The sequence below is a fragment of the Streptomyces bathyalis genome, from assembly GCF_015910445.1.
In the GTDB taxonomy this organism is placed as follows: domain Bacteria; phylum Actinomycetota; class Actinomycetes; order Streptomycetales; family Streptomycetaceae; genus Streptomyces; species Streptomyces bathyalis.
Genome location: NZ_CP048882.1, coordinates 1,494,124 through 1,514,924 on the forward strand (window position 1 = coordinate 1,494,124; position 20,801 = coordinate 1,514,924).

14 protein-coding genes are annotated in these 20,801 nt (G+C 71.1%); 3 read left to right on the plus strand and 11 right to left on the minus strand.

Going from position 1 to position 20,801, the window contains the following annotated elements; all coding sequences use genetic code 11:
* Position 1: 1 nt before the first annotated feature.
* The gene (locus G4Z16_RS06465) at positions 2-7,312 is read right to left on the minus strand and encodes a type I polyketide synthase (protein WP_197349686.1); all 7,311 of its coding nucleotides are present in this window, start codon (positions 7,310-7,312) and stop codon (positions 2-4) included.
* Positions 7,313-8,449: 1,137 nt separating this feature from the next.
* Between G4Z16_RS06465 and G4Z16_RS06470 the strand changes: the two genes are divergently transcribed.
* The gene (locus G4Z16_RS06470) at positions 8,450-10,528 is read left to right on the plus strand and encodes a hypothetical protein (protein WP_197349687.1); all 2,079 of its coding nucleotides are present in this window, start codon (positions 8,450-8,452) and stop codon (positions 10,526-10,528) included.
* Between the two features lie 19 nt (positions 10,529-10,547).
* Here G4Z16_RS06470 and G4Z16_RS06475 read toward each other — a convergent pair whose 3' ends face one another.
* From G4Z16_RS06475 to G4Z16_RS06495, 5 genes are all read right to left on the minus strand, one after another.
* On the minus strand, positions 10,548-11,039 hold the full coding sequence (locus G4Z16_RS06475; RefSeq protein WP_197354210.1) for a hypothetical protein: 492 nt from the start codon (positions 11,037-11,039) through the stop codon (positions 10,548-10,550).
* A 56-nt stretch (positions 11,040-11,095) separates the two neighbouring features.
* Complete coding sequence (locus G4Z16_RS06480; protein WP_197349688.1) at positions 11,096-12,529, minus strand: molybdopterin-dependent oxidoreductase; 1,434 nt, start codon at positions 12,527-12,529, stop codon at positions 11,096-11,098.
* Positions 12,530-12,784: 255 nt separating this feature from the next.
* Positions 12,785-13,687, minus strand: coding sequence for a S1 family peptidase (locus G4Z16_RS06485; RefSeq protein WP_425508054.1), 903 nt, complete (start codon positions 13,685-13,687; stop codon positions 12,785-12,787).
* A 519-nt stretch (positions 13,688-14,206) separates the two neighbouring features.
* Positions 14,207-14,431, minus strand: coding sequence for a hypothetical protein (locus G4Z16_RS06490; protein ID WP_197349689.1), 225 nt, complete (start codon positions 14,429-14,431; stop codon positions 14,207-14,209).
* Positions 14,432-14,539: 108 nt separating this feature from the next.
* Positions 14,540-14,848 (minus strand): hypothetical protein, encoded by a 309-nt coding sequence (locus G4Z16_RS06495; protein ID WP_197349690.1) that lies wholly within the window; start codon positions 14,846-14,848, stop codon positions 14,540-14,542.
* A gap of 284 nt (positions 14,849-15,132) precedes the next feature.
* Here G4Z16_RS06495 and G4Z16_RS06500 point away from each other — a divergent pair, with 284 nt between their 5' ends.
* Together G4Z16_RS06500 and G4Z16_RS06505 are read left to right on the plus strand one after the other, a co-directional pair.
* Positions 15,133-15,936 carry a lantibiotic immunity ABC transporter MutE/EpiE family permease subunit gene (locus G4Z16_RS06500; protein WP_197349692.1) on the plus strand — a complete coding sequence of 268 codons (804 nt, stop codon included), beginning with the start codon at positions 15,133-15,135 and terminating at the stop codon, positions 15,934-15,936.
* Between the two features lie 2 nt (positions 15,937-15,938).
* The gene (locus tag G4Z16_RS06505; RefSeq protein ID WP_197349694.1) at positions 15,939-16,679 is read left to right on the plus strand and encodes an ABC transporter ATP-binding protein; all 741 of its coding nucleotides are present in this window, start codon (positions 15,939-15,941) and stop codon (positions 16,677-16,679) included.
* Positions 16,680-16,797: 118 nt separating this feature from the next.
* Here the strand turns inward: G4Z16_RS06505 and G4Z16_RS32350 are convergent, their stop codons facing one another.
* The 5 genes from G4Z16_RS32350 to G4Z16_RS06530 all read right to left on the minus strand — a co-directional run bounded on the left by G4Z16_RS32350 (position 16,798) and on the right by G4Z16_RS06530 (position 20,739).
* Positions 16,798-17,736: a helix-turn-helix transcriptional regulator gene (locus tag G4Z16_RS32350; protein ID WP_246530712.1), complete on the minus strand. Its 939-nt coding sequence runs from the start codon at positions 17,734-17,736 to the stop codon at positions 16,798-16,800.
* 93 nt (positions 17,737-17,829) lie between these two features.
* Positions 17,830-18,357, minus strand: coding sequence for a DUF2511 domain-containing protein (locus G4Z16_RS06515; RefSeq protein WP_246530713.1), 528 nt, complete (start codon positions 18,355-18,357; stop codon positions 17,830-17,832).
* A gap of 11 nt (positions 18,358-18,368) precedes the next feature.
* Complete coding sequence (locus G4Z16_RS06520) at positions 18,369-19,271, minus strand: ABC transporter ATP-binding protein (protein ID WP_197349695.1); 903 nt, start codon at positions 19,269-19,271, stop codon at positions 18,369-18,371.
* Positions 19,268-20,059 (minus strand): hypothetical protein, encoded by a 792-nt coding sequence (locus G4Z16_RS06525; protein WP_197349696.1) that lies wholly within the window; start codon positions 20,057-20,059, stop codon positions 19,268-19,270. The genes G4Z16_RS06520 and G4Z16_RS06525 overlap by 4 nt, the downstream gene beginning before the upstream one ends.
* Positions 20,056-20,739, minus strand: a complete 684-nt coding sequence (locus G4Z16_RS06530; protein ID WP_197349697.1) for a hypothetical protein — start codon at positions 20,737-20,739, stop codon at positions 20,056-20,058. The genes G4Z16_RS06525 and G4Z16_RS06530 overlap by 4 nt, the downstream gene beginning before the upstream one ends.
* Between the last annotated feature and the right edge of the window lie 62 nt (positions 20,740-20,801).

Here is a 20,801-nt window from a genome sequence, read left to right on the forward strand (position 1 = left end):
TTCACCAGCCGGATGCAGCGGCGACCACCGCGTGCACCGTGGGCGCTCCCCAGGCGAGTTCGCGCAGGAGACTCAGCGGCCCCTCTTCGGGGTCGAGGAGTTCGATGCCGCGAGCCGCGTAGGAGCGCATCAGTTCGGGCGTCACCATGCCGCTGTTGGTCTCGGACGCGGCCCAGGGCCCCCAGTGGACGGTCAGGCCACGGCGGTCCTCGGTCGACCAGCGCCGGCCCAGCTCCTCCAGGGCGTCGTTGGCAGCCGCGTAGTCGGCCTGCCCGCGGTTGCCCAGAGCTCCGGCGATGCTGCCGAACAGCACGGCGAAGCGCGGGGATTCGGGCAGCGCGCCGAGCGCGTCGAGCAGTACGCGGGCACCGTCGGCCTTCGTGGAGAAGACGCGGCGGAAGGACTCGGGCGACTTCTCCGCGATCAGCTTGTCCTCGATGACGCCTGCCGCGTAGACGACTCCGTCGAGCCTGCCGTGCTCCGCGTGTATCTCCTTCACGGCGGCCCGTACGGCTTCCTCATCCAGCGCGTCGATGGAGCGGTAGCGCGCCTGGCTGCCCGACTCCCGCAGCGCGCTGAGGGTTTCGCGCACTTCGCGTTCGGCGAGGACTGCGGAAACGGCGCGCTCGATCTCCGCGGGCGACTTCATGCCGGACGCGATGAAGGCCGTACGCAGCTCGTCGCGTCCCGACGCCGCGGCCGTGGCCGGGTCCTCGGACTGCGGGGGCACGGGGGTGCGGCCCAGCAGTTCGATCCGGCAGCGGCTCGCGGCCGCGACCGTACGGGCGAAGCGTGCGGTGATGCCGCGGGCTCCGCCGACCAGCAGCAGGACCGAGTCGCGGTCGAGTCCGGCGGCGGCCGCCTCGGACACGCCGTCCCCGGCCGGACCGGCGCCCGTCGCGGCGACGGCACCCAGGTCCTTGGGCGCCAGCTTCAGCGCCCGCCTGCGTCCGCCCTCGGCGAGGACGACGGGTTCGCGCTCCGTGGCGCCGAGTTCGGCCACGAGAACGCGGGCGACCGTCTCCGGGTCGTCGTCCGCGCCGACCTCGACGAGAGTCGCGGCGACGTTCTCGTACTCCCGGGCGACGCTGCGGAAGAAGCCGCGCAGGCCGGACGCGGCGCCCTCGGCACGGCGTTCCGCTCCGATCAGCCGTACGGGCCCGGAGGCCAGGACGCCCTGGAAGAGCGGGAAGGTATCCGGGAGCGTGGCCTCCGGCGACTGGAGGAAGTGCAGATGGAAGACGATCTCTCCGAGCTCCTCGGGGAGTCGCTGACCGTCGGGCACGGTCTGCGGCAGCGCGCCCACTTCCCGAAGCCTCTCCGCAACGAGGGTGCCCAGCGAGCCGCCGCCCAGGACGGTCACGGTGGTGCCCTCGGCGAGGGTGGGGGCCGGCGGCGCGGGCAGTTCGACCTCGGTGAACTCCAGCCGCTGCGGCGCCACGACGACGGCACTGCCCGCCGCCGGCTCTTCGGACGCACCGCTCTCCGCCTGCGCGGGCGTGGTTCCGGGGGCCGCGGCTTGCGGAGCCTCGGTCCCGGCGGCAGGGGCCAGCCTGGCGACGAGGAGTTCGGTGATCCCGGCCGCCGTACGGGCCGTACTCAGCTCCTCCACATCGGCGTCCTGCCCCACAGGCAGACCCAACCGCACCGCCAACTCACCAGCGATCTCAGCCCTCTTGATCGAATCCACACTCAGATCCGCCTCCAGATCCAAGCCCGGCTCGATCATGTCCACCGGATAACCCGTACGCTCCGCCACCACCGACAGCACCGACTCCAGCACCGCCTCCGCCGACAACACAGCGGCCGACCCCGAGGGAGCAGCAGCAGCGGGCGAGGCAACGGGCTCGGGAGCCGCGGAGCCGATCCTGGCGACGAGGAGTTCGGTGATCCCGGCAGCCGTACGGGCCGTACTCAGCTCCTCCACATCGGCGTCCTGCCCCACAGGCAGACCCAACCGCACCGCCAACTCACCAGCGATCTCAGCCCTCTTGATCGAATCCACGCTCAGATCCGCCTCCAGATCCAAGTCCGGCTCGATCATGTCCACCGGATAACCCGTACGCTCCGCCACCACCGACAGCACCGACTCCAGCACCGCCTCCGCCGACAACACAGCAGCCGTCCCCGAGGGAGCAGCAGCGGCGGGCGAGGCAACGGGCTCGGCCGGAGCGGCGGGCGTGCTCGCGGCCGCCATGGGGGCAGGCGCGGCAGGCAGCGTGACGGATGGAGCGGGCAGCGCCGGTGAACCGGCGGGAGCGGGGGGAAGGTCGGCGGCTCCCAGGTAGCGCAGCAGCACATCTCTCTGCGCTGTGACCATCTCCCTGCTGGAGCGCAGGAATTCGGCGATGAGAGCGTCCGGACCGGACAGCGTGGGGCTGTCCTGCGTGGGGGGTTCCGGCACGATCAGCTCCGTGACTGGGCGTGGGGGACGAAGGGCGTTGGGCGGAATGGTGCCGTCGGCGAGGCGGATGAGCTGACCGTCCACGGTCCAGCCGACGGGCTTGCCGGGGGTGGCGCTCTCCGGGTCGACGGCGTCCCGCCCCTGGTAGAGCTTTCCGGTGCGCACGTCTGTGCCAGCGACGGCAAGTTGTGCGACACCGGCGAGAAAACCGTACAGTCCCCCGCGCCTGGCGTCCTCAAATGTGACCGTACTGTGCGGGCGATCCCCCAGGATCGCCGAAACGAGCCTGGTCAGGACCTTGCCAGGTCCGACCTCTGTGAAGACGCGGGCGCCCGCGGCATACATGGACTCGATCTGTTCGGCGAACCGGACCGGGGATCCGATCTGTTCGGCGAGCCCTGCGCGCACCGCATGGGGGACGGCGTCGTAGGGCTCGGCCGTGCTGTTGGACCAGACGGGAAGTCCGGGCGCGTGTATGTACATCGACTGCAGAGTCCGCGCGAACGCCTCACCGGCCCCTGCCACGAGCGGGCTGTGGAAGGCGCACGCCACCTGCAGCGTCTTGGCGGACAGACCGGCGTCCTTGAGGTGGCCGACGGCCTTGGTGACCGCCTCCGTCGGGCCGGAGATCACGGTCTGCCGCGGCGAGTTCCGGTTGGCGGTGACGACCTCGCCGTCCAGGCCCGCCAGTGCCAGCACCTCGTCGACCTTCTCCGGCAGAGCGGTCACGGCGGCCATGGCGCCCGCGTCGCCCTCGTCCGGGATCTGGTCGAGTATCGCCTCGGCACGTGCGGCGCTCGCCGTGAGCACGTCCTGGGGAGACAGTGCCCCCGCGACACCCAGCGCGACGAGTTCGCCGTAGCTGTGACCGGCCGCCATGTCCGGACGGATGCCGAGCGAGGCGAGCAGATCGGCCGCGGCGAGTTCGACGATGCCCAGGGTGGGCTGCGCGACGGCGGTGTCGGTGATGCGGGCGAGCTGCGCGTCGGCGGTCGCCTCGTCGAAGGCGGTCGGCGGGTAGAGCGCGTCCGCCCAGCGGCTGCCCATGTGCAGGTAGCGCTGGAGTTCGGGGAAGGCGACGAAGAGGTCGGCGAGCATCCCCGGGCGCTGACTGCCCTGTCCGGGGAAGAGGAACGCGACGGCGCCTCCCCCGGATTCCGTCCCGGTCGGGGTCCCAGCGGCCCCCGCACCGGTGGTGCTGCCCCCGGCGGCGAAGATGCCCGCCGCGGGGTCGTGCGCGCCCTCGGCCGCACGCCGCAGCAGTCCTGGCAGTTCCGCGACGCTCTGCGCGAGGAGGGCGATGCGCACCGGCTCGCCCCGTACGGCGGCGGAGTCGCTGACGCGGGCGGCGCCGAGCGCGTAGTCCCGCAGCCGCCACGTGCCGCCGTTCCCGGCCTGTTCGACCTTCTCCAGGAGCCGGCTGACGGCACGCTGCGCCGATTCCGCGTCCTTCCCGCGGAAGGTGAACAGCTCGACCGGCCACTCGTCGCTGGAGTGCACGGAAGGCGCCTGGTCGTAGGCGCGCAGTACGGCGTGGAAGTTCGTGCCGCCGAAGCCGAATGCGCTTACACCCGCGACACGTTCGGAAGCCTCGGCGGCCCACGGCCTGGCCGCCGAGTGGAAGAAGAAGGGACTGCTGTCCTGGTTCCAGGCGGCGTTGGGCTCCTCGATGTGCAGCGTCGGGGGCTTCACGCCGTGGTACAGGGCCAGTGTCGTCTTGATCAGCCCGGCGAGACCGGCGGCGCACTTGGTGTGCCCGATCTGCGACTTGACGGATCCGATGGCACAACTGCCGGGTGCTGCTCCCGCCTCCGTGAACACCTCGGTGAGCGTGGTCAGTTCCGTACGGTCGCCCACCACGGTGCCCGTCCCGTGCGCCTCGACCAGGCCGATCTGAGCCGGAGTGACGCCCGCGTTGCGGTAGGCGCGGGTGAGCGCCGCGCGCTGACCCTCGGGGCGCGGCGCGGTCAGGCCGAGTGCGCGGCCGTCGCTGGCGCTGCCGACGCCGTCGATCACCGCGTAGATGCGGTCGCCGTCGCGTTCGGCGTCGGCGAGGCGCTTGAGCACGACGCAGCCGACGCCCTCACCGAGCGCGATGCCGTCGGCGCTGTCGTCGAACGTGGAGGAGCGCCCGGTCGGCGAGAGGGCGTGCACGGAGGAGAAGAGCAGGTAGTCGTTGATTCCGTTGTGCAGGTCGGCGCCGCCGCACAGGACCATGTCGCTGGTGCCGGTGACCAGTTCCTTGCAGGCGACGTCCACGGCGGTCAGCGACGAGGCGCACGCCGCGTCCACGGTGTAGTTGGCCCCGCCGAGATTGAGCCGGTTGGCGATGCGCCCGGCGATGACGTTGGCCAGGACACCGGGGAAGGAGTCCTCGGTCAGGTGCGGCAACTGCTCGTCGAGGGCGGCGGGCAGGTCACCGCCGAGGTACGCCGGAAGCACGGTGCGCAGGACGCTGGCGTTGGACAGGTCGCTGCCGGCCTCCGCCCCGAAGACGACGGACGTACGGGAGTGGTCGACGGGCCGGCCCTCGCACCCGGCATCGGCCAGAGCGCGCCGCGCTGCCTCCAGCGCCAGCAGCTGCACGGGCTCGATGCTGGCCAGCGAGGCGGGAGGAATGCCGAAGCTCAGCGGGTCGAAGGGTATTTCGGGAAGGAAGCCTCCCCAGCGTGACGGTGTGCGCTCCCCGTCGCCGTCGGGCGCGTAGTACAGGTCCGGGTCCCAGCGCTCCTCGGGCACCTCCGTGACGCAGTCCTTGCCTGCCAGCACGTTGGCCCAGAAGGCGGTGAGGTCCTCGGCGCCGGGGAACATGCCTGCCATGCCGACGATCGCGATGCGCAGCGGTTCGGCCCGGCTCTCCTCCTCGACCCCGGATCCGCTTGTCGCGAGGCCGAGTTCGTCCCGCAGCCGGTGCGCACGTACGCGCAGCAGGGCGGCGGCACGCTCGCCCACGGACTCGTGGAGGGCGGCGACCGTCGTGACGTTCCTGCGCAGCACGCAGACCTCGCCGGCCATGAACATGCCCTCGTCGCCCTGACGTTGCTCGTCCACCCCGCGCAGCTCGGGCCCGACGCGCTCGATGCCCTTGCTGGCGACGCGCAGCCGGCCGACGTTGAACTTCTCCAGCTGCTCCCAGATCTCGCGCTCGGGCACGCCGGCCTCGCGCAACTGGTCCTTGAGCGAGGAGAAGTGGGAGGTGAAGGCGCTGTGTGCGCACCGGGTGGCATGTCCGGGCGCGGTCTCCAGCAGGTCGGTGCGCTCGGCGGCGACGACCTGCTGCTGGAAGCGCGGAAGGATGGCACCTGCGTCCACGGCTTCCTGGGTGAACAGGTAGGCGGTGCCCATCAGTACGCCGGTGGCGACCCCGGCGCGGGTCAGCGGTGCGGCGAGAGCGGCGACCATCGAGGCGGAACGTTCGTCGTGCACGCCGCCGGCGAAGAGGACGGTGATCTCACCGGCAGCGCCGGGTCTCTCCTTCGCCACGAACTCCAGCAGGATCTCGGCCTGCGCCTCCCAGAGCGGGAAGCTGTTGCGCGGGCCGACGTGCCCGCCGCACTCGGCTCCCTCGAAGATGAACTTGCGGGCGCCCGCGGCGAGGAACTGCCGCAGCAGCCCCGGCGAGGGCACGTGCAGGAAGGTGGATATGCCCTCCGCCTCCAGCGCGGCCGCCTGTGCGGGACGGCCGCCGGCGATGATGGCGTGGGTGGGCCGGACCTGGCGTACGACCTCCAGCTGGGCCGCCCTGATCTCCTCGTCGGCGAATCCGAGGATGCCCACGCCCCAAGGAGCCTCGCCCAGCGCGGACTTGGTGGCCTCCAGCATCGTCCTGGTCTGGCCGGCAGCGGCGAGCGCCAGCGCGAGGAAGGGCAGCGCGCCGTCCGCGGCGACGGCGGCGGCGAAGTCGGGCTGGTCGCTGACGCGGGTCATCGGCCCCTGCGCGACGGGCAGCCGGGTGCCGAGGGCGACGGCGCCGGGAGCGCCGGGGCCCAGTGCGGTGGCCGCCTGGTCGTCCTGGACGGCGGCCGCGACGGCTTCGCGTATGCCCCGTACGACATCGGTGACGGAGTTCCACCGGCGCGCGAAGGACGCGGCGAGGAAGGCGTCCTGACCGATGGGGAGGAACTGGGAGCGCAGATCGTCGCCCCCGATGCGGGAGATGAACTCCCCCGCGTCCTCGGGCAGTTCGGGAGCGCCGGGACCGCGACGCCGCAGCACGCGCATGCCGTGGTGCAGCACCGTCTCGGAGCCGTCGAGTCCGGAGAGGGCCTGGGTGATCTCCAGGGGCAGCCCCGCCTCGTCCAGCAGGGCCAGCTGCGTGTCCAGTACGACACCGGCCGCTCCGCCCGCGACGGCGGCGGCAGCGGTGTGGGGCCCGATGCCACCGCACGCCCACACGGGCATCCCGTCGGGCAGCCCGTCCCGGCCTCCGCCCCCGAGGGCCGCGAGCACCTGCTGCAGCAGCACGAAGGTGCTCAACTCCCCGGCGCGGCCGCCCGCTTCGGTACCGCGGACGATGAGGCCGTGCGCTCCGGACGCCGCGGCGCGGCGTGCCTCATCCAGCCCCGTGACCTCGACGAGGACGCGCCGTCCGCCGAACTCCCCCGGAGAGCGTGCGGGGTCGGCGATCAGCACGGTCTCCGCGGCGTCGGGAAGGTCGCCGTCCGTCACCGGGCACCCGGGGCGGATACGGACACCGAACGGGCGTGCCGTCCAGCGGTTCGTGCGGTCGAGATGCTCGGCTGCCTCGCGCAGCGCGCCGTCACCGGCGGGCAGTTCGAGAACTCCGAGCGCCCCAGCGGCGCAGGCGCCCGCGGTGAGCCGTGGTGACGGCCTGTGCAGGGGGTTGATCGCGATGACCGGATTGGATCGCGAGGACACGTGGGACGCGTCCGTATCCAGCATCCTCATGGGCTCTCCCGACTGCACGATCGCTTCGGTCAGCTGACCATGCGTAGTAGACGGGACGGTTACTGTGCGGTCAACCGATGGTTGTCCGCGTGCTCGTCACTCTCCGTCAACCGTCGGAGAGCCGCCCACGATCGGGCAATTCGCCCTCCGTGGCACACCGAGCAGGGCCTTGACACGCACGTCATGAAGACAAAACGCAGCAGTCATTACGTTTGTCATGGCCATGTAACCGTCCGCTTATGTGCCACACGGGGACTGTGTGGCAGATCACAGCATTGAAGCGGGGATTTCCGGATCAACCGGCGGCCGCGACGGGCCACCTGTGAGGCAGGGGGTCGGCCTGCCGGTGACCCGGGGCGGGTTGCGCCGGGCGGATTCCGGTTGTCCCGCGATTGTGCCCCAGCTCCCCGCACCCGGGGCCGCCATTGAGCAAACGCGCAAATACGCGACCGGGAGGGGACTGAGGGACCGGGCGGCCCGTCACCCGTCGAAGGGCGCCGGCAGAGAGGGCACGTCAGCGGCGGTCCGGCAGACGGAGGGCTCTGCGTGCGCGGCGCCGCCGGCCGGTGCGGGCGTGAGGGCCCGTCCCGGCATCGGCGTGCGTCTGCTCGATCTCACCCTCGGGGCAAGGTGGTTGGCGATCACGGCGGTCTCCTTGGCGACTGTCCCGGTGGGGGCGGAATGTCTACGCGCGGAGAAAGTACGTCGGGATACTCGTGAGTCACAAGAGACGGACCCACAATGGCAATTACCTGCCACGGATTCATGTGTGCCGACGCCCGGACGGTGCGATTTCAGCTCCCTGCCGGGGCGCAAAGGTGCGCTTTCGGCCGTCGTGGCCTCATCCGGCCACGCTCGTCGGCCGGCCGGGTCTCAACCACCCGCTGTTTTCCGCCTGTTCGTACCCCGGACTCGACAGGACGGCGATCCGGCGCTATACGCCGAGCACCCAAGTCCGGTTCACAGGCTTGTCTAAACCGATTTAAACGGGCAGGGTGCGAGATCCTCCGAGCCCAACGGCGGCGCCCTGCGTGGATCAGAACGCCTGCCGAGGCGCTCGACGCCGCCGGAGGTGCGGACCAGGACACGGACCGGAACGTGGAAGAAGACGAAGAACACAGGGAAGAGGAGCCGAACATGAGCGTGCCCCGCAGAAGACTCCTCGCCCTGGGAGCGGCGGTACCGGCCTCGTCGCTGCTGGGTACCGCACCCGCGCGGGCCGCTTCCGCCGGTGCCCGTGGCGGCCGTTCGGGCCTGACGAACCTCGCCCATCTCCGCTTCCTCGGCGACACGGTCGAGCCTGAACCGCTCCCGGGGCACGACACGTACCGGCTGCGCGAAGAGCCTGCGCTCGGCACGCTGTGGACCTACGCGGAACGGCAGGAGGACGGCTCGTACGAGCGCATCGGCGGCGGAAAGCTCGATCCGGAGACCGGGCACTACGAGCAAGGCGCCTTCAACGCCGACGACATGGCCCGCGCCGCCGTCGTGCACCTGCGGCACTGGACGCACACGGGCTCCGATCGCAGCCGGAGCTCGGCGCGTCAACTGCTGCGCGGCATCTGCTATCTCCAGACCACCGACGGCCCGCACGCCGGCAACGTCGTCCTGTGGCAGCAGGCCGACGGCACCCTCACCCGCAGCGCCTACCCTCCCGAGAAGCCCGACCCCTCGGACTCCGGGCCTTCCTACTGGCTCGCCCGTTTCGTCTGGGCGGTCGGCGAGGGCTTCGAGGCCTTCCGCCGCACCGACCCCGGATTCGCCGCGTTCCTCCGCGACCGCCTCGAACTGGCCCTGACCGCCCTGGAACGCGACGTGCTCGGCCGGTACGGGACATGGGAGACGGCCGATGGCCGACGTGTGCCGGGGTGGCTCATCACCCATGGCGCGGACTCCTCTTCGGAGGCGGTGCTCGGACTCGCTGCGTACGTGCGGGCGGGCGGCGGCACCCGGGCCCGCCGGGCCACGGGCCAACTGGCGGAGGGCATCGCCGCGTTGGCCTCCGGCGGTCCAGGACAGTGGCCCTACGGCGCTGTGCTGCCCAGCGCCGCGTCCATCTCGCAGTGGCACGCCTGGGGTGCGCAGATGCCGACGGCGCTCGCTGCCGCCTCGGCCGTGCTCTCGCGGCCCGGCCTGCTCCGTACGGCGCTCGCGGACACGGCCGGCTTCACCCCGGAGTTGCTGACGGCCGGCGGGTGCGACAACGGCTGGCTCCCCGCGCCCGTCGACCGCAACCAGATCGCGTACGGCGTCGACTCGCGCCTGCGCGCGCTGCTCGCCGTGGCGGAGAACGGCGGCGCACCGGGCCTGTATCCGCTGGCTGCCCTCACCGCCGCCTGGTACTTCGGGGCCAACGCGGCAGGGGAAGCCGTCTACGACCCCGACACCGGTGTCACCTTCGACGGCGTGGCACCCGACGGGAAGATCAACCGCAACTCAGGCGCGGAGTCGACCATTCACGGCCTGCTCTCGATGCTCGCGCTCGACTCCCTGAACGAGGACGGCGGTGCACGCGCCGCCGCTTCCCCGCTGGGCCTCGGCGGCACCGGGGAACGTGACGGACTGCGCGTGCTGGAGGCGGAGAAGGGCGAACTGACGGGAGAGGCCGAGCCGGTGCGCCCCGACTCGGCCTGGACCGGGGAGTCGCAGTACAGCGGCGACGCGTACGTCGCCCTGCGCGAGGGCGGCGGCGTCTCGTGGACGCTGCCGGACGACACGGAAGGACCGCTGCTCGCCTCGCCGGTCGTGAACCTGGTCTCCGACCGGGACGCGGGCGGGACGCTCTGGAACACCCGCGGCACCGGCACCACCCGCGTCGACCACGGCACGGCAGGCGCACAGGGCATCACGGCGGCGCCCGGTGCGCTGACCCCGGTGTCGCTGCCTGGCACGTTCGCGCCGGGAGGACGGCTGCGGGCGCGGGCCGAGGGCGTGGGAGAGCATCCGCTGCGGGTCGACGCCGTCATGGTGCGGCCCGTCGTGGCCCGACGGGTGCTCCACGGGCCGGAGCGGAGCCTCGCCCTGCTCCACAACGGCGACGGGCAGCCGCACACCACCGGAGTGAGCATGCCGGGGCAGGGCCCGGTCACCGTCGAGTTGTACGACGCGCGGGCGCGGCCTCGCGGGCGCCGTACCGGCACCGGCCCGGACGTTCAAGTGACCGTCCCCGCAGACGGGTTCGCCGTCCTGCGGCGGGGCGCCGTGCGACAGAGGTGATCAGGAGGTCCGGCCGGCACTACGTCCCGTCCTCACGGTGCGTCCGCCGCCGTCCCCGCGCTGCCCTCGCCACCAGGCACACCGCGGAGACGGCGAACAGCGCCGCGGTGACCAGCAGCCAGCGCCCCATGAAGACGCCCGGCTCGAGGCCCGTGTAAGAGGCGTAGTGGCCGACCCGGTCGAGGATGAGCGGGTACCAGACGAGTAGCAGCAGCAGCGAGACGGCGGCGGGCACCCGTACATAGTTGATCTGCTCCCGCCACGCCGCCGCGTCGCGTCCGTGGCCCTTGCGGGGCCGCGCCGCGACGGCCCGCAGCGCACGGTCCGCCGCCGAGTAGAGCGGCACGAGGACGAGGTCGTGCACGACAGCCGCGCCGACGAACCACAGGACGACACCGAGCGTGTCCCCCTCCAGCAGCCGCACCCCGGCGTACCCGGCCAGCGCGAACGACGCGAGCACCAGGATCAGATGAAGCGGCGATGCCCCGTACCGCGCCCGGACAGCCGCCATTCCCTTCGGCCGCTCCCTGCCGACCTCCTTGGGTCCCTTCTCCCTCCGGTCACCCGTCATGGCCGCGCTCCGAAGGTCAGGCGCATGACCCACTTCGTGTTGTTCACACCGGGGTTGGCCGGGACGATGATCCGCGCGGGATAGCCGTGGTCCGGGGACAGATCCGCTCCGTTGACGCGGAGGGCCAGCAGCGACCGCGGGTCGCGGACCTGGTTGTCGCGCAGGCCCGCCGAGGCGAACGAGCCGCTGCGCTGCACCGATTCAACGAAGACGTCCGGAGGGTCCTCGCGGATCCCGACCAGCGCCGCCAGCGTCGTCAGCCGTACGCCGCTCCACTGCTGGTCCTCGGTGGACCACCCCTCGACACAGGCGATGGGGAGCGCGGCGCCGTGCTGGGGCAGGTCCAGCAGCTGCTGCCGGGTGAGGACCTTCTCCTGCCCGCCGGAGCGCACCGCCAGCCGCCAGCCGTCACCGATGTCGGCGGCGCGGATGCCGCGTGCCTCGGCGGTCTTGTTGATCTGGAAGCCGTTGGGCCCGGTACCGGGGTCGGTGTGGCGCGGCGCCAGGACCGCCGTCTCCCGCAGCGATCCGCCGATGCTCTGACCCGCCGTCACCACGAACAGCGCGAGGGAGCCCGCACCCACCATGCCCAGGGCACCGCGCCGGGACATCGTCGCCGGCGCCGGATCGGGGGTGACCAGGCCGGTCTCGTCGGGCGGTTCGGGCTCGGTGCGGCGGGCCGGGGTGCGCAGCTCCCTGCGCAGATCGCGGCTGCGCAGAGCGCGGATCACGAGGGGGATGCGGAAGGCGATGTGGACGACGAAGGCGCCGATGAAGACCCAGGCCCCGTAGAAGTGAAGGGTGTAGAAGGAGCCGGGGAAGATGTAGTCCAGCTGCACGTCCAGCAGCCCGGTGGCGAACTCGAAGAGCGCTCCGCCGACGAGCAGCAGCAGCGACAGCCGCTCCAGCGCGTGGCTGAGCGAGCGCACCGGCGGCCAGGTGAACAGCTTCGGCACCACCGACCACAGCTTCGCCAGCAGGACCGGCACGAGAACGATCCCGAGCGTGACGTGCACCCCCTGGTTGAGGCGGTAGAGCCATGGCGGATCTGTCGGCCAGGGAAAGAGGTAGAAGCCGAGCCAGCCCTTGTCCGGCGTCTTGTCGTTGGGGGGTCCCAGGCCCGGGTTGTAGGCGGCGTACGAGAGCAGTCCCGTCACGAACAGAACGGTGATGCCGACGAGGAGGACGAGTCCGAAGACCGAGGTCAGCCACGGTCCGCGGATCGGGCTGCGCCAGAAGCCCGGCCGCGTCGGTCCCGGCGGCGGGCTCGATTGCGAGCCGCCCTTCCCGCCCTTTCGTGCGGCGCCCCGGATGCGGGCGAACCGTCCGCGCCCGCCCGGCCGTTCGGGGGCGCGGCGTGCACCGTGGCCTGGTCCGGGTCTGCGCCCTTCCTCCGGGCCGGTGTCCGCCTGCTTCTGCTCGGCCTGCATCTCGTCCTCCGCACGGTGCGACGACGGCCGGACGGCCCGTCACATCGACGGTATGGCGTGCGGCAGGCCGGATCGCGGAAGGCGCCTGCCGCGTCACCGGACCGTTCGATCTTCGGCCCGACCCGGCCCGCACGGCGCGAAGCCACACGTCCACGAAGCCGGCACACCACGAAGCCGGCCTGCGCACCCGTCGGGGTGCACAGGCCGGCGCTCACCACATGCAGGGATCGGGTCCCTGCCGCGTGGCGAGGTGGATCAGAAGACGTTCACGCCGTAGGCGCTCAGCGCCTCGGTGACCGGCTGGAAGAACGTCGTGCCACCGGAGGAGCAGTTGCCGCTGCCGCCGGAGGTCAGGCCCAGGGCCGTGCTGCCGGCGAAGAGCGAGCCGCCGCTGTCGCCGGGCTCGGCGCAGACGTTGGTCTGGATGAGACCGTTGACGATGCCGTCAGGGCCGTAGTCCACGGAGACGTTCAGGGCCTGGACGGTGCCGCCGTGCAAGCCGGTCGTGCTGCCGCTGCGCTGCACGGACTGGCCGACGGACGGGTCACCGGCGCTGGTGATGTCCTGGTAGCCGCCGTTGTAGAGGTAGACACGGCCGTCAGCCGCACTCGGGTCGGAGTGGCGGATGATGCCGTAGTCGTTGCCGGGGAAGCTGCTGCCGGCCGTCGTGCCGATCGACCAGGAGCTGCCGATGTTGGTGCAGTGACCGGCGGTCAGGGCGTACTTGGTGCCCGCACTGTCCTGCACGTTGAAGCCGAGCGAGCAGCGGGCGCCGCCCGTGGTGATGGCCTCGCCACCGGCTATGAACTTGGTGAACTTGCCCGCCGTCCGCTTGATCTCGAAGGCACCGGAGTTCACACCGGCTTCCTTCTTGATCTTGGCCAGGTCGGCCTTGGAGACGGTCTTGTCCACCGTCACCACGACCTTGCCGGCCTTCGCGTCGGTGTACCAGGCGGCGCCGCCGACGTGCGCGGAGCGCAGCGCCTGGCTCGCGTCGCTCAGCGCGGCGGAACTGAACTTCGTGGGAGCAGGTTCGGCTGCCGAGGCGCCGCTCGCCGGGAGGGCAAGTGCGGCGGCGACCGCGAAGCCGGAGGTGACCGCGATCAGCCGCGCGCGTCTCGCAAGGGTGCGATGGGGGGTGGTGCGCGTGATCCTCACTGATTCCTCCAGTAGGAGAACGGGGGCCCTTGGGTGGGGGCCCATGGGGCGCAGCAGTCAGCACACGCCGGTGGGGCCGCCGTGTCCCTGACAAGCGCTGGACGGAATGTTTGCCCAGGCCCCCGGTCCACGCAAGACGCTGTTTCAAAGTTCAAAAAGTGAAAGTTACGAGCGGGGACGAAATGTCAGGTTGATCCATGCGATAACAGCCGTAAGCGGACATAGGACGAGTAGATGCCCCTGCCACACGATTCTCGGAGGGCCGCCGCCGCGGCCCCGTCCGGCGCGCGGCACTCGCCCCTGAGGTACGCGGATCACCGCTGTGTGGCGGCCAGTTGGGAACGCGGGCTCCGGACGGGACATCCGGCGACGGGTCCCTGCGAGCGCCGCCGGCCCCGCTCCCCCGGCGCGGCCGGGACGCGCCTCACTCGGGCTGCACGTGCAGCCCGGGAGGCCGTTGATCATGCTCTGAGCCCCGCCGGAGTTCAGAACCCGGCGGTCGGACGCGGAGGCGTGCGGTCAGCGCCTCTCGATACGGGCCTGCTCCACCAGGTCGGAATAGGACTCGGCGTCATCGAGATCCGATCCGTGCAGAAGCAGCGCCGACCACGGGACCGGGCACGGCGGAGCGTGGTCCGGGTCCGGGCAGAGAAGCCGGGTGATGCGCTCCTTGATTTCCTCCGCCTGCTGCTCGGTCGCGTAGATGCCCAGCCGCACTTCCCACACACTCGGCTCGTCCGGCAAAATCCACCGTCCTCGTCGGAAAAAAGAATTCCGTCGGAATGAATCAGAAAACGGAACTGAACAGAAAAGAAAAAGGGAGGCGAGCTCTCACTCGCCTCCCTTTGCACGCTACCAGACGCGCTTTGCGTCGCAGTGCCGCTTGTAGTGGCCCTGGGGCACGGGGACGTTGGCCTTCGCGGCCTTGATCGCGTTCTCCTTGGAGTTGCCGGAACCGTCGGCCCGGTCGTAACCGACGACGTTGTTGTCGCTGATACGGACGATCTGGCACTGCACGGTGGCGTGCCACGTCCGCAGAATTCCGGCGCTGTGCGCGGCGACCTCGTGCGAGCTGCCGGCGGCCGAGGCCGACGGTGCCACGAGACCGCCCAGCGTGAGGGCCATGACTCCGGGCACGAGCACGCGGCGGAGCGTCTTCATGAAATTCCTCCCTGACTGTGGTGAAGCCGGACCAGGCGTGTCCGGCGGCGCCAGATGACCTTCGCACCGGAGCACCCCGGAATGGGGCCTTTGTCAGGTCGTCGGCAGTCCTGCGTCAGGTCTCCGTCAGTCAGCTGCCGACTTGCGGCATCAGGCATGACATGCCTGCCGCGGCACGGTCCCGGCGGCACCCGCCGGGGTGGCTCGTCACCGCGTCCGTGAACCGAAGACCCCCGCCCCGCTACGTACAGGGAGCAGACACACAGCGGCCCGCAGGAGATCACATGGCGCACGAAACGGCTGTCCCCCTCAGGGCGAGGCAGCGGGACAATCCTTCACTGGCGACGGTCACCGGCACCGAACTCGCCCGCAACAAGCGGGGATTCATCTTCTGGTACCACCTGCTCGCCCCCGTGATCGTCACCGTTCCCCTCTTCCTCGGCGCTCTCGGCTCCTCCGAGGCGAAGGCCGGCCAGACCTTCGAGGTGTTCCGCAACGTCACCCTGGAGTTCTGGGGCGTCCTGGTGCCCATGACGGCCGGGCTCGCGGCGGCGCTCGCCGTCCGCGCGGACCAGGACCCTTGGCGGCTGCTGCTCTCCTACGGCGTGCCGCGCGGGCGCTACTTCGTCGGCAAGGTCGCCGCGCTGGGCGTCCTGGGCTTCGTCTCGTCCACCGTGCTCCTGGTGATGCTGTCGCTCGGCTCGGTGATCAGCGGGCGCTTCCCCGAAGGCATGGGGACGGTGGTCGCGGCGGTCTACCTGCCGTGGCTGGTCGGCCTGTCCATGACCGCGCTGGCCGTCCTCGTGGCGGTCATGTGGGGCATGGGCCCCAGCATCGGGGTCGGGGTCGCGGGCCTGCTGTGCGGGGCTCTCGTCTCGGACAAGGTCTTCTGGTTCGCCGTCCCCTTCGCCTGGCCGATGCGGGTGGTTCTGCCGCTCGCCGGCATCGGGCCCAACGGGGTGCCACTGCCGAAGGACAGTCCCGTCACGGAGATGTCCGCGATCCCCCTCGCCCTGGGCCTCGCCGCGGTGCTCACCGTGGTCCTGCTCTTCCTCGGCCGCCTGCACATGATCCGTAAGGAGATCTGACCATGTCCGTGGGAACACCCGGCACACAGACGGCGGACGCACTGGTGATCCGTCAGCTGCACAAGCACTACGGGACGCACCGCGCGCTGGACGGTGTGGATCTCACCGTGAAGGCCGGCGAGGTCTACGGCCTCCTCGGGCCGAACGGCGCCGGAAAGACGACGCTGATGAAGGCGCTCCTCGGGCTGCAGCGGCCGACATCCGGCAGCATCGAGATCTTCGGCAGACCCGTCGGCCGGGACACTCTTGCCGAGGTCGGCGCCCTCATCGAAGTGCCGGGCCTGTGGCCGACCTTGACGGCGGACGAGACGCTGAAGGTGCACGCCAAGCTGCGCGGAGTGCCCGAGGACTGGATCGAGGGTGCCCTGCGTCTGGTCAAGATGACGGACGCACGCAGTCGCCGGGTCGGGGCGTACTCGCTCGGCATGCGCTGGCGTCTGGGCATCGCCATCGCTCTGCTCGCCAGGCCCCGGCTGATCATCCTGGACGAACCCACCAACGGCCTCGACCCGGTCGGCATCCGCGAAATGCGCGGCATCATCAGGTCGCTGGCAGGCGAGGGTGTGGCAGTGCTCATCGCCAGTCACCAACTGGGCGAAGTGGCACAGGTATGCGACAGGGTGCAGGTGCTGACGGCCGGTCGCACCCAGTACGAGGGGTCGCTGGAGGGCCTGGCCGTCGACGGCGACGTGGAGGCCGGATTCTTCCGCCTGCTGGAGACGGCCGATGCCGGCATCCGCTGAGCGGCCGCACCACCGCCGTTGCCCCCGTGACGGGCGGTCACGAGGGCAACGGCGGCGAGCCGGCACGTGCGGAGGACGAGGGGGGCGTCGCCTTGAGGGCGAAACGTCCGCTCGGCCCTCAGGAGGCCTGCTTGCGGTCGCGTTGCGAGGGCAGCTGCGCCGCGGCGCGCGGTTGATTCAGAGTCAGCACCGATGCCAGCGGAATCAGCTCGGCTCGGCTGCTCACGCCCACGTCGTCGTACAGCTTGCGGATGCGGCGGTACATCGTGCGCTCCGAGCAGTAGTAGCGCCGCGCGATCTCGCACACCGTCATGGACGAACACAGCATCCGCATCAGGCGGGTGTCGATCCCGGGTACCGTCCGAAGTGCGTGAGCCGGGTCGTGCTCGGACGGGCGGGCTGACTCGTGTTCACCGGACGTGGGGCCTTCCGGGTGCGGAGGATGGGACGAGAGTCCGTGGTCGGCCTGCAAGGGACGGCGGCCCGCAACGGCTGCATGTTCCAGTCCCCGTTCCTTCCACTCGCTGCCCGGTCTGGCCGACCTCTCCTGGAAGTCCCCTGAAAGGGCCTGCCGGTGCTCCTCCTCGGCGGAACCGGCCCCGCGCGCGACCCGGAAGGGCTGGAAATGTGAATCCGCCGACTCGGAAGAGGCGGTGGTGCAGTGCGAACGGAGCTGTGCGTACAGCATGTCGACCTGATTCGCACCGGCAATGGCCATGTTGAAGACGAAGTCCGCGCCCGAACGGATGGCGTAGTACGTACGGAATCCCGAGACGTCATTGGTGACAGCCACGAGCAGAGCCAGGGGATGCCGCACTCTTACGACGCGCAGCCCCTCGGCCTGGAATTCGCTGGTGACCGGAATCAGCACCGGCAGGTCGAGGGCTCCGCCGGGCGCGGTCAGATCCTCGTCATCGACGAAATCGACCCGGTCGAGGCCGGAACGGATTCTGCCGAGTGGCGCCTGAGGCGATTCGAAATGAGCCTTGAGGCCCGAGTGGACGAGGACATGGAGTTCGCTGGAGTTCGAAACGTGCTGCTGTTCTTGCTGATGCATCGTGTTTCCCCCGTTGTTCATCCCCGTGATCGTCCGGTCTTGGTCGACGATCACGGATCACACCCCTGCCGGCACTGAGTGATCCGGTACCGGTCACCGTGCGAGCTGACAGAGCTTCATGGTTCTGCTGAGCAGCGAGCCGAGGCTCACCTTGTCCCCGTCGTCCCCGGATGCCCTGACCGCCCCGATATCACGGTAACCGGCCTGCCGCGCACGCTCGTTGAGCGCGTAGGTCGTGCCATTGGGAACCGTGAACACAGCCTGGTCACCCTCACGGCACTCCGCGGTGCCGTGGTCGGTCTTCAGCGGCCAGGTGTAGCCCAGGTTCCTCTCGCTCATCTCCTGCTTCGTCGTGGTCGGACTGGGCAGCGGCTTGGGGTCCTTGGTGTCGGGGTCCGTCCTCCCTCCGCCGCCGCATGCCGACGCCCCGAGCAGTACGAGCCCGGCGACAGCCGACGCCAGGACCACCGCACGGGTACGGCTGCGGGGCCGGCGGGAGACGCTCGAAGGAGTGGTCGCAGGGGCCGAGATGGCCGTCGAAGTGGCGGTCGGCGTCGAGGTGTTCATGGTGGTGGCGTCGGTGGTCCCGGTGTTCGCGAAGGTGTGGTTCTTCGAAGTCACGTGCAATTGCCTCACTGTTGGATCGGAGTGATGGATCGGGCTGCGCCGTGGGCGCCGAGCAGCGCGGCATAGCCGTCCTCGAGTGACGGCTCGACCGGACGGGCGCCGGGCGGTGGATCGGTTGTGATGACCCGGTACTGGGCTCCCTGCGCGGTGGTCACCGCGCTCACGACTTCCGCTCCGGGCGGGGGCCCTCCTGCCGGGCCCTCGGCCTCGTACACGTATGTGCAGCCGGCGGCCTGGTTGACCAGCGCCGTGGTGGCGTCGTGGAAGACCAGCCGACCGCCGGAGAGCACCGCCACCGCGGGGCAGGTCTGTGCGACATCGTCGAGAATGTGGGTGGAGAGCAGAACGGTGCGGCCGCGGCCGAGCCCGGCGAGCAGCGTCCGGAACCGCATGCGTTCGTGAGGGTCCAGGCCGGTGGTCGGTTCGTCGATGACCAGCAGCGAAGGGTCGCCCATCAGGGCCTGCGCGATGCCGACCCGACGCTTCATGCCACCGGAGAACCCCGACAGGCGCTCGTCGGCCCGTTCCTCCAGGCCCACCTCGGCGATCCGTTCCTCCGCCTGGCGTCGTCGGTCCCGCTTGTCATGGATGCCTTTGAGCACCCCGATGTAGTCGAGGAACTCACGGGCGGTCAGGTCGGGGTAGAGGGAGAGTTCCTGCGGCAGATAGCCCAGCATCCTCTTGACGGCGGTGAGTCCGGCGCTGGTCGACAGGTCGTGCCCGCCCACGGTCACGCGGCCGGAGGTCGGTCGCAGCACCCCTGTGAGGATGCGCAACAGGGTTGTCTTTCCGGCCCCGTTGGCTCCCAGGAGCCCCACGGTGCCGTTCTCGATGTGCAGGTCCACGGCGTCCAGCGCGCGGCGGCCGCCGGAGTAGACCTTCGTCAACTGCTCAGTGGTGATGTTCATGTTGCTCCGTCTCGACGGCGGACGATGAGGTGGCCCAGGGCGTAACAGGCGGCGGCCATGGCGAGCACGAGGAGAACGTTGACCAGGGCAGCCGCGTCGCTGACCTCGGGACGCAGCGCACCGCCGCCCTCGCGCGCCGCCCACACCTGAGGTGCGTGGGCCCATGCCACGAGCGCGTAGCCCCCGAGTGGTGACAGGACCGTGCCCGTCGCTGTGGGCAGGGGAGAGAACTCCGGCGGGAAGTGGCAGGCCCACAGCCACACCACGACGGTGACGGCGCGCGCGGCGGCGACCGGCATCAGCACGCCCAGCAGCCCTGCGAAGGCGGTGACGAGCAGTGTCGCCGGGAGGACGACCGCCACGAGGGAGACGACCGCGGACACGACAGGCGCCGCGGAACCCGAGGTCCCGGTGAGCACCGCGCCCGCCAGCAGGAAGAGCACGGCGACCGGCGCGAGTGCGGTCACCAGCGGACCCGCCAGAGCCCCGGCCGTGCGCGACAGTGCCCGGGCGGGGGTGGCCGCCAGCAACTCCGGCATTCCGCGCGCTTCCAAGCCCCTGCGCAATCCGTCCGCGAGAGCGAGACCCACGCCGAGGGTGCAGAGGGTGTTGACGAGCACCGCGCCCGCGCCGGCTCTCGCGGCAGGGTCGCTGTGGCCGGTGACCACGGGCGAGGTGGCTGCCAGCAGCAGGCTCAGCAGCGCCAGTGGCAGAACCGCTCCCCAGACGACCTTGCGGCGGGCCGCCATCAGGGCCTCGTACCGCAGTGTCCACAGCAGCGCCGTCATCCTGCCTCCCCGTTCGTCGAGTGCCGCCCGGGGGCGTCTCCGGACGGGTCACCGCCCCCCGGCCGTCTTCCGGTGATGGTCGTTTCGCTGCCTGAACGCCCCGCGTCGCCGAGAGACCGCAGGGCCAGAAGGATGAGCACGGAGCCGGCCAGCAGTGCCGGCACGCCCTGCCCCGCCCCCTCGGGCACCACGCGGTCGACGAGCAGCAGTTTGGCCAGGACGGCGGCCACCACGAGACCGGTGGCGGGCGCGGCCGAACCGGACCGCACCGTCGCCCACACCGCACCGCCGGCCAGCAGCACCGTCAGTCCGGCCAATTCCAGGAGAGCTGCCCCGACATCCAGTGAGTCCCTCGCGGCCCGCGCCAGCGTCACCAAGGTGAGGGCCGAGACGGCAGCGACCGCCGCGGGCCAGGCGAGACGGCGGGCGACCGTCCGCGGATAGGGCGTGGGCAGCGACATATGAAGTTCCAGCAGTCGCTCGCGGGCGACCACCGCCGCGCAGGCCAGCGCAGTGGCCGCGGGCAGGGCGCTGGTCAGCATCGAACGCTCCAGCAGCGTCCCGCCGCCGGGGCCGGTGAGCATCGCGAGACATGACAGCAGCGCGGCGAGCACCGGCAGGACGAAGGCCTGCTTCCCGCAGCGGCGCACCTCGTGCGGCAACCACGTCGCGATTGTCATCTCTCAGCTCCTCCCGTCAGTCCCCTGCCTCCGGCGGCCCGGGGCACCACCGCCCCCGGCCG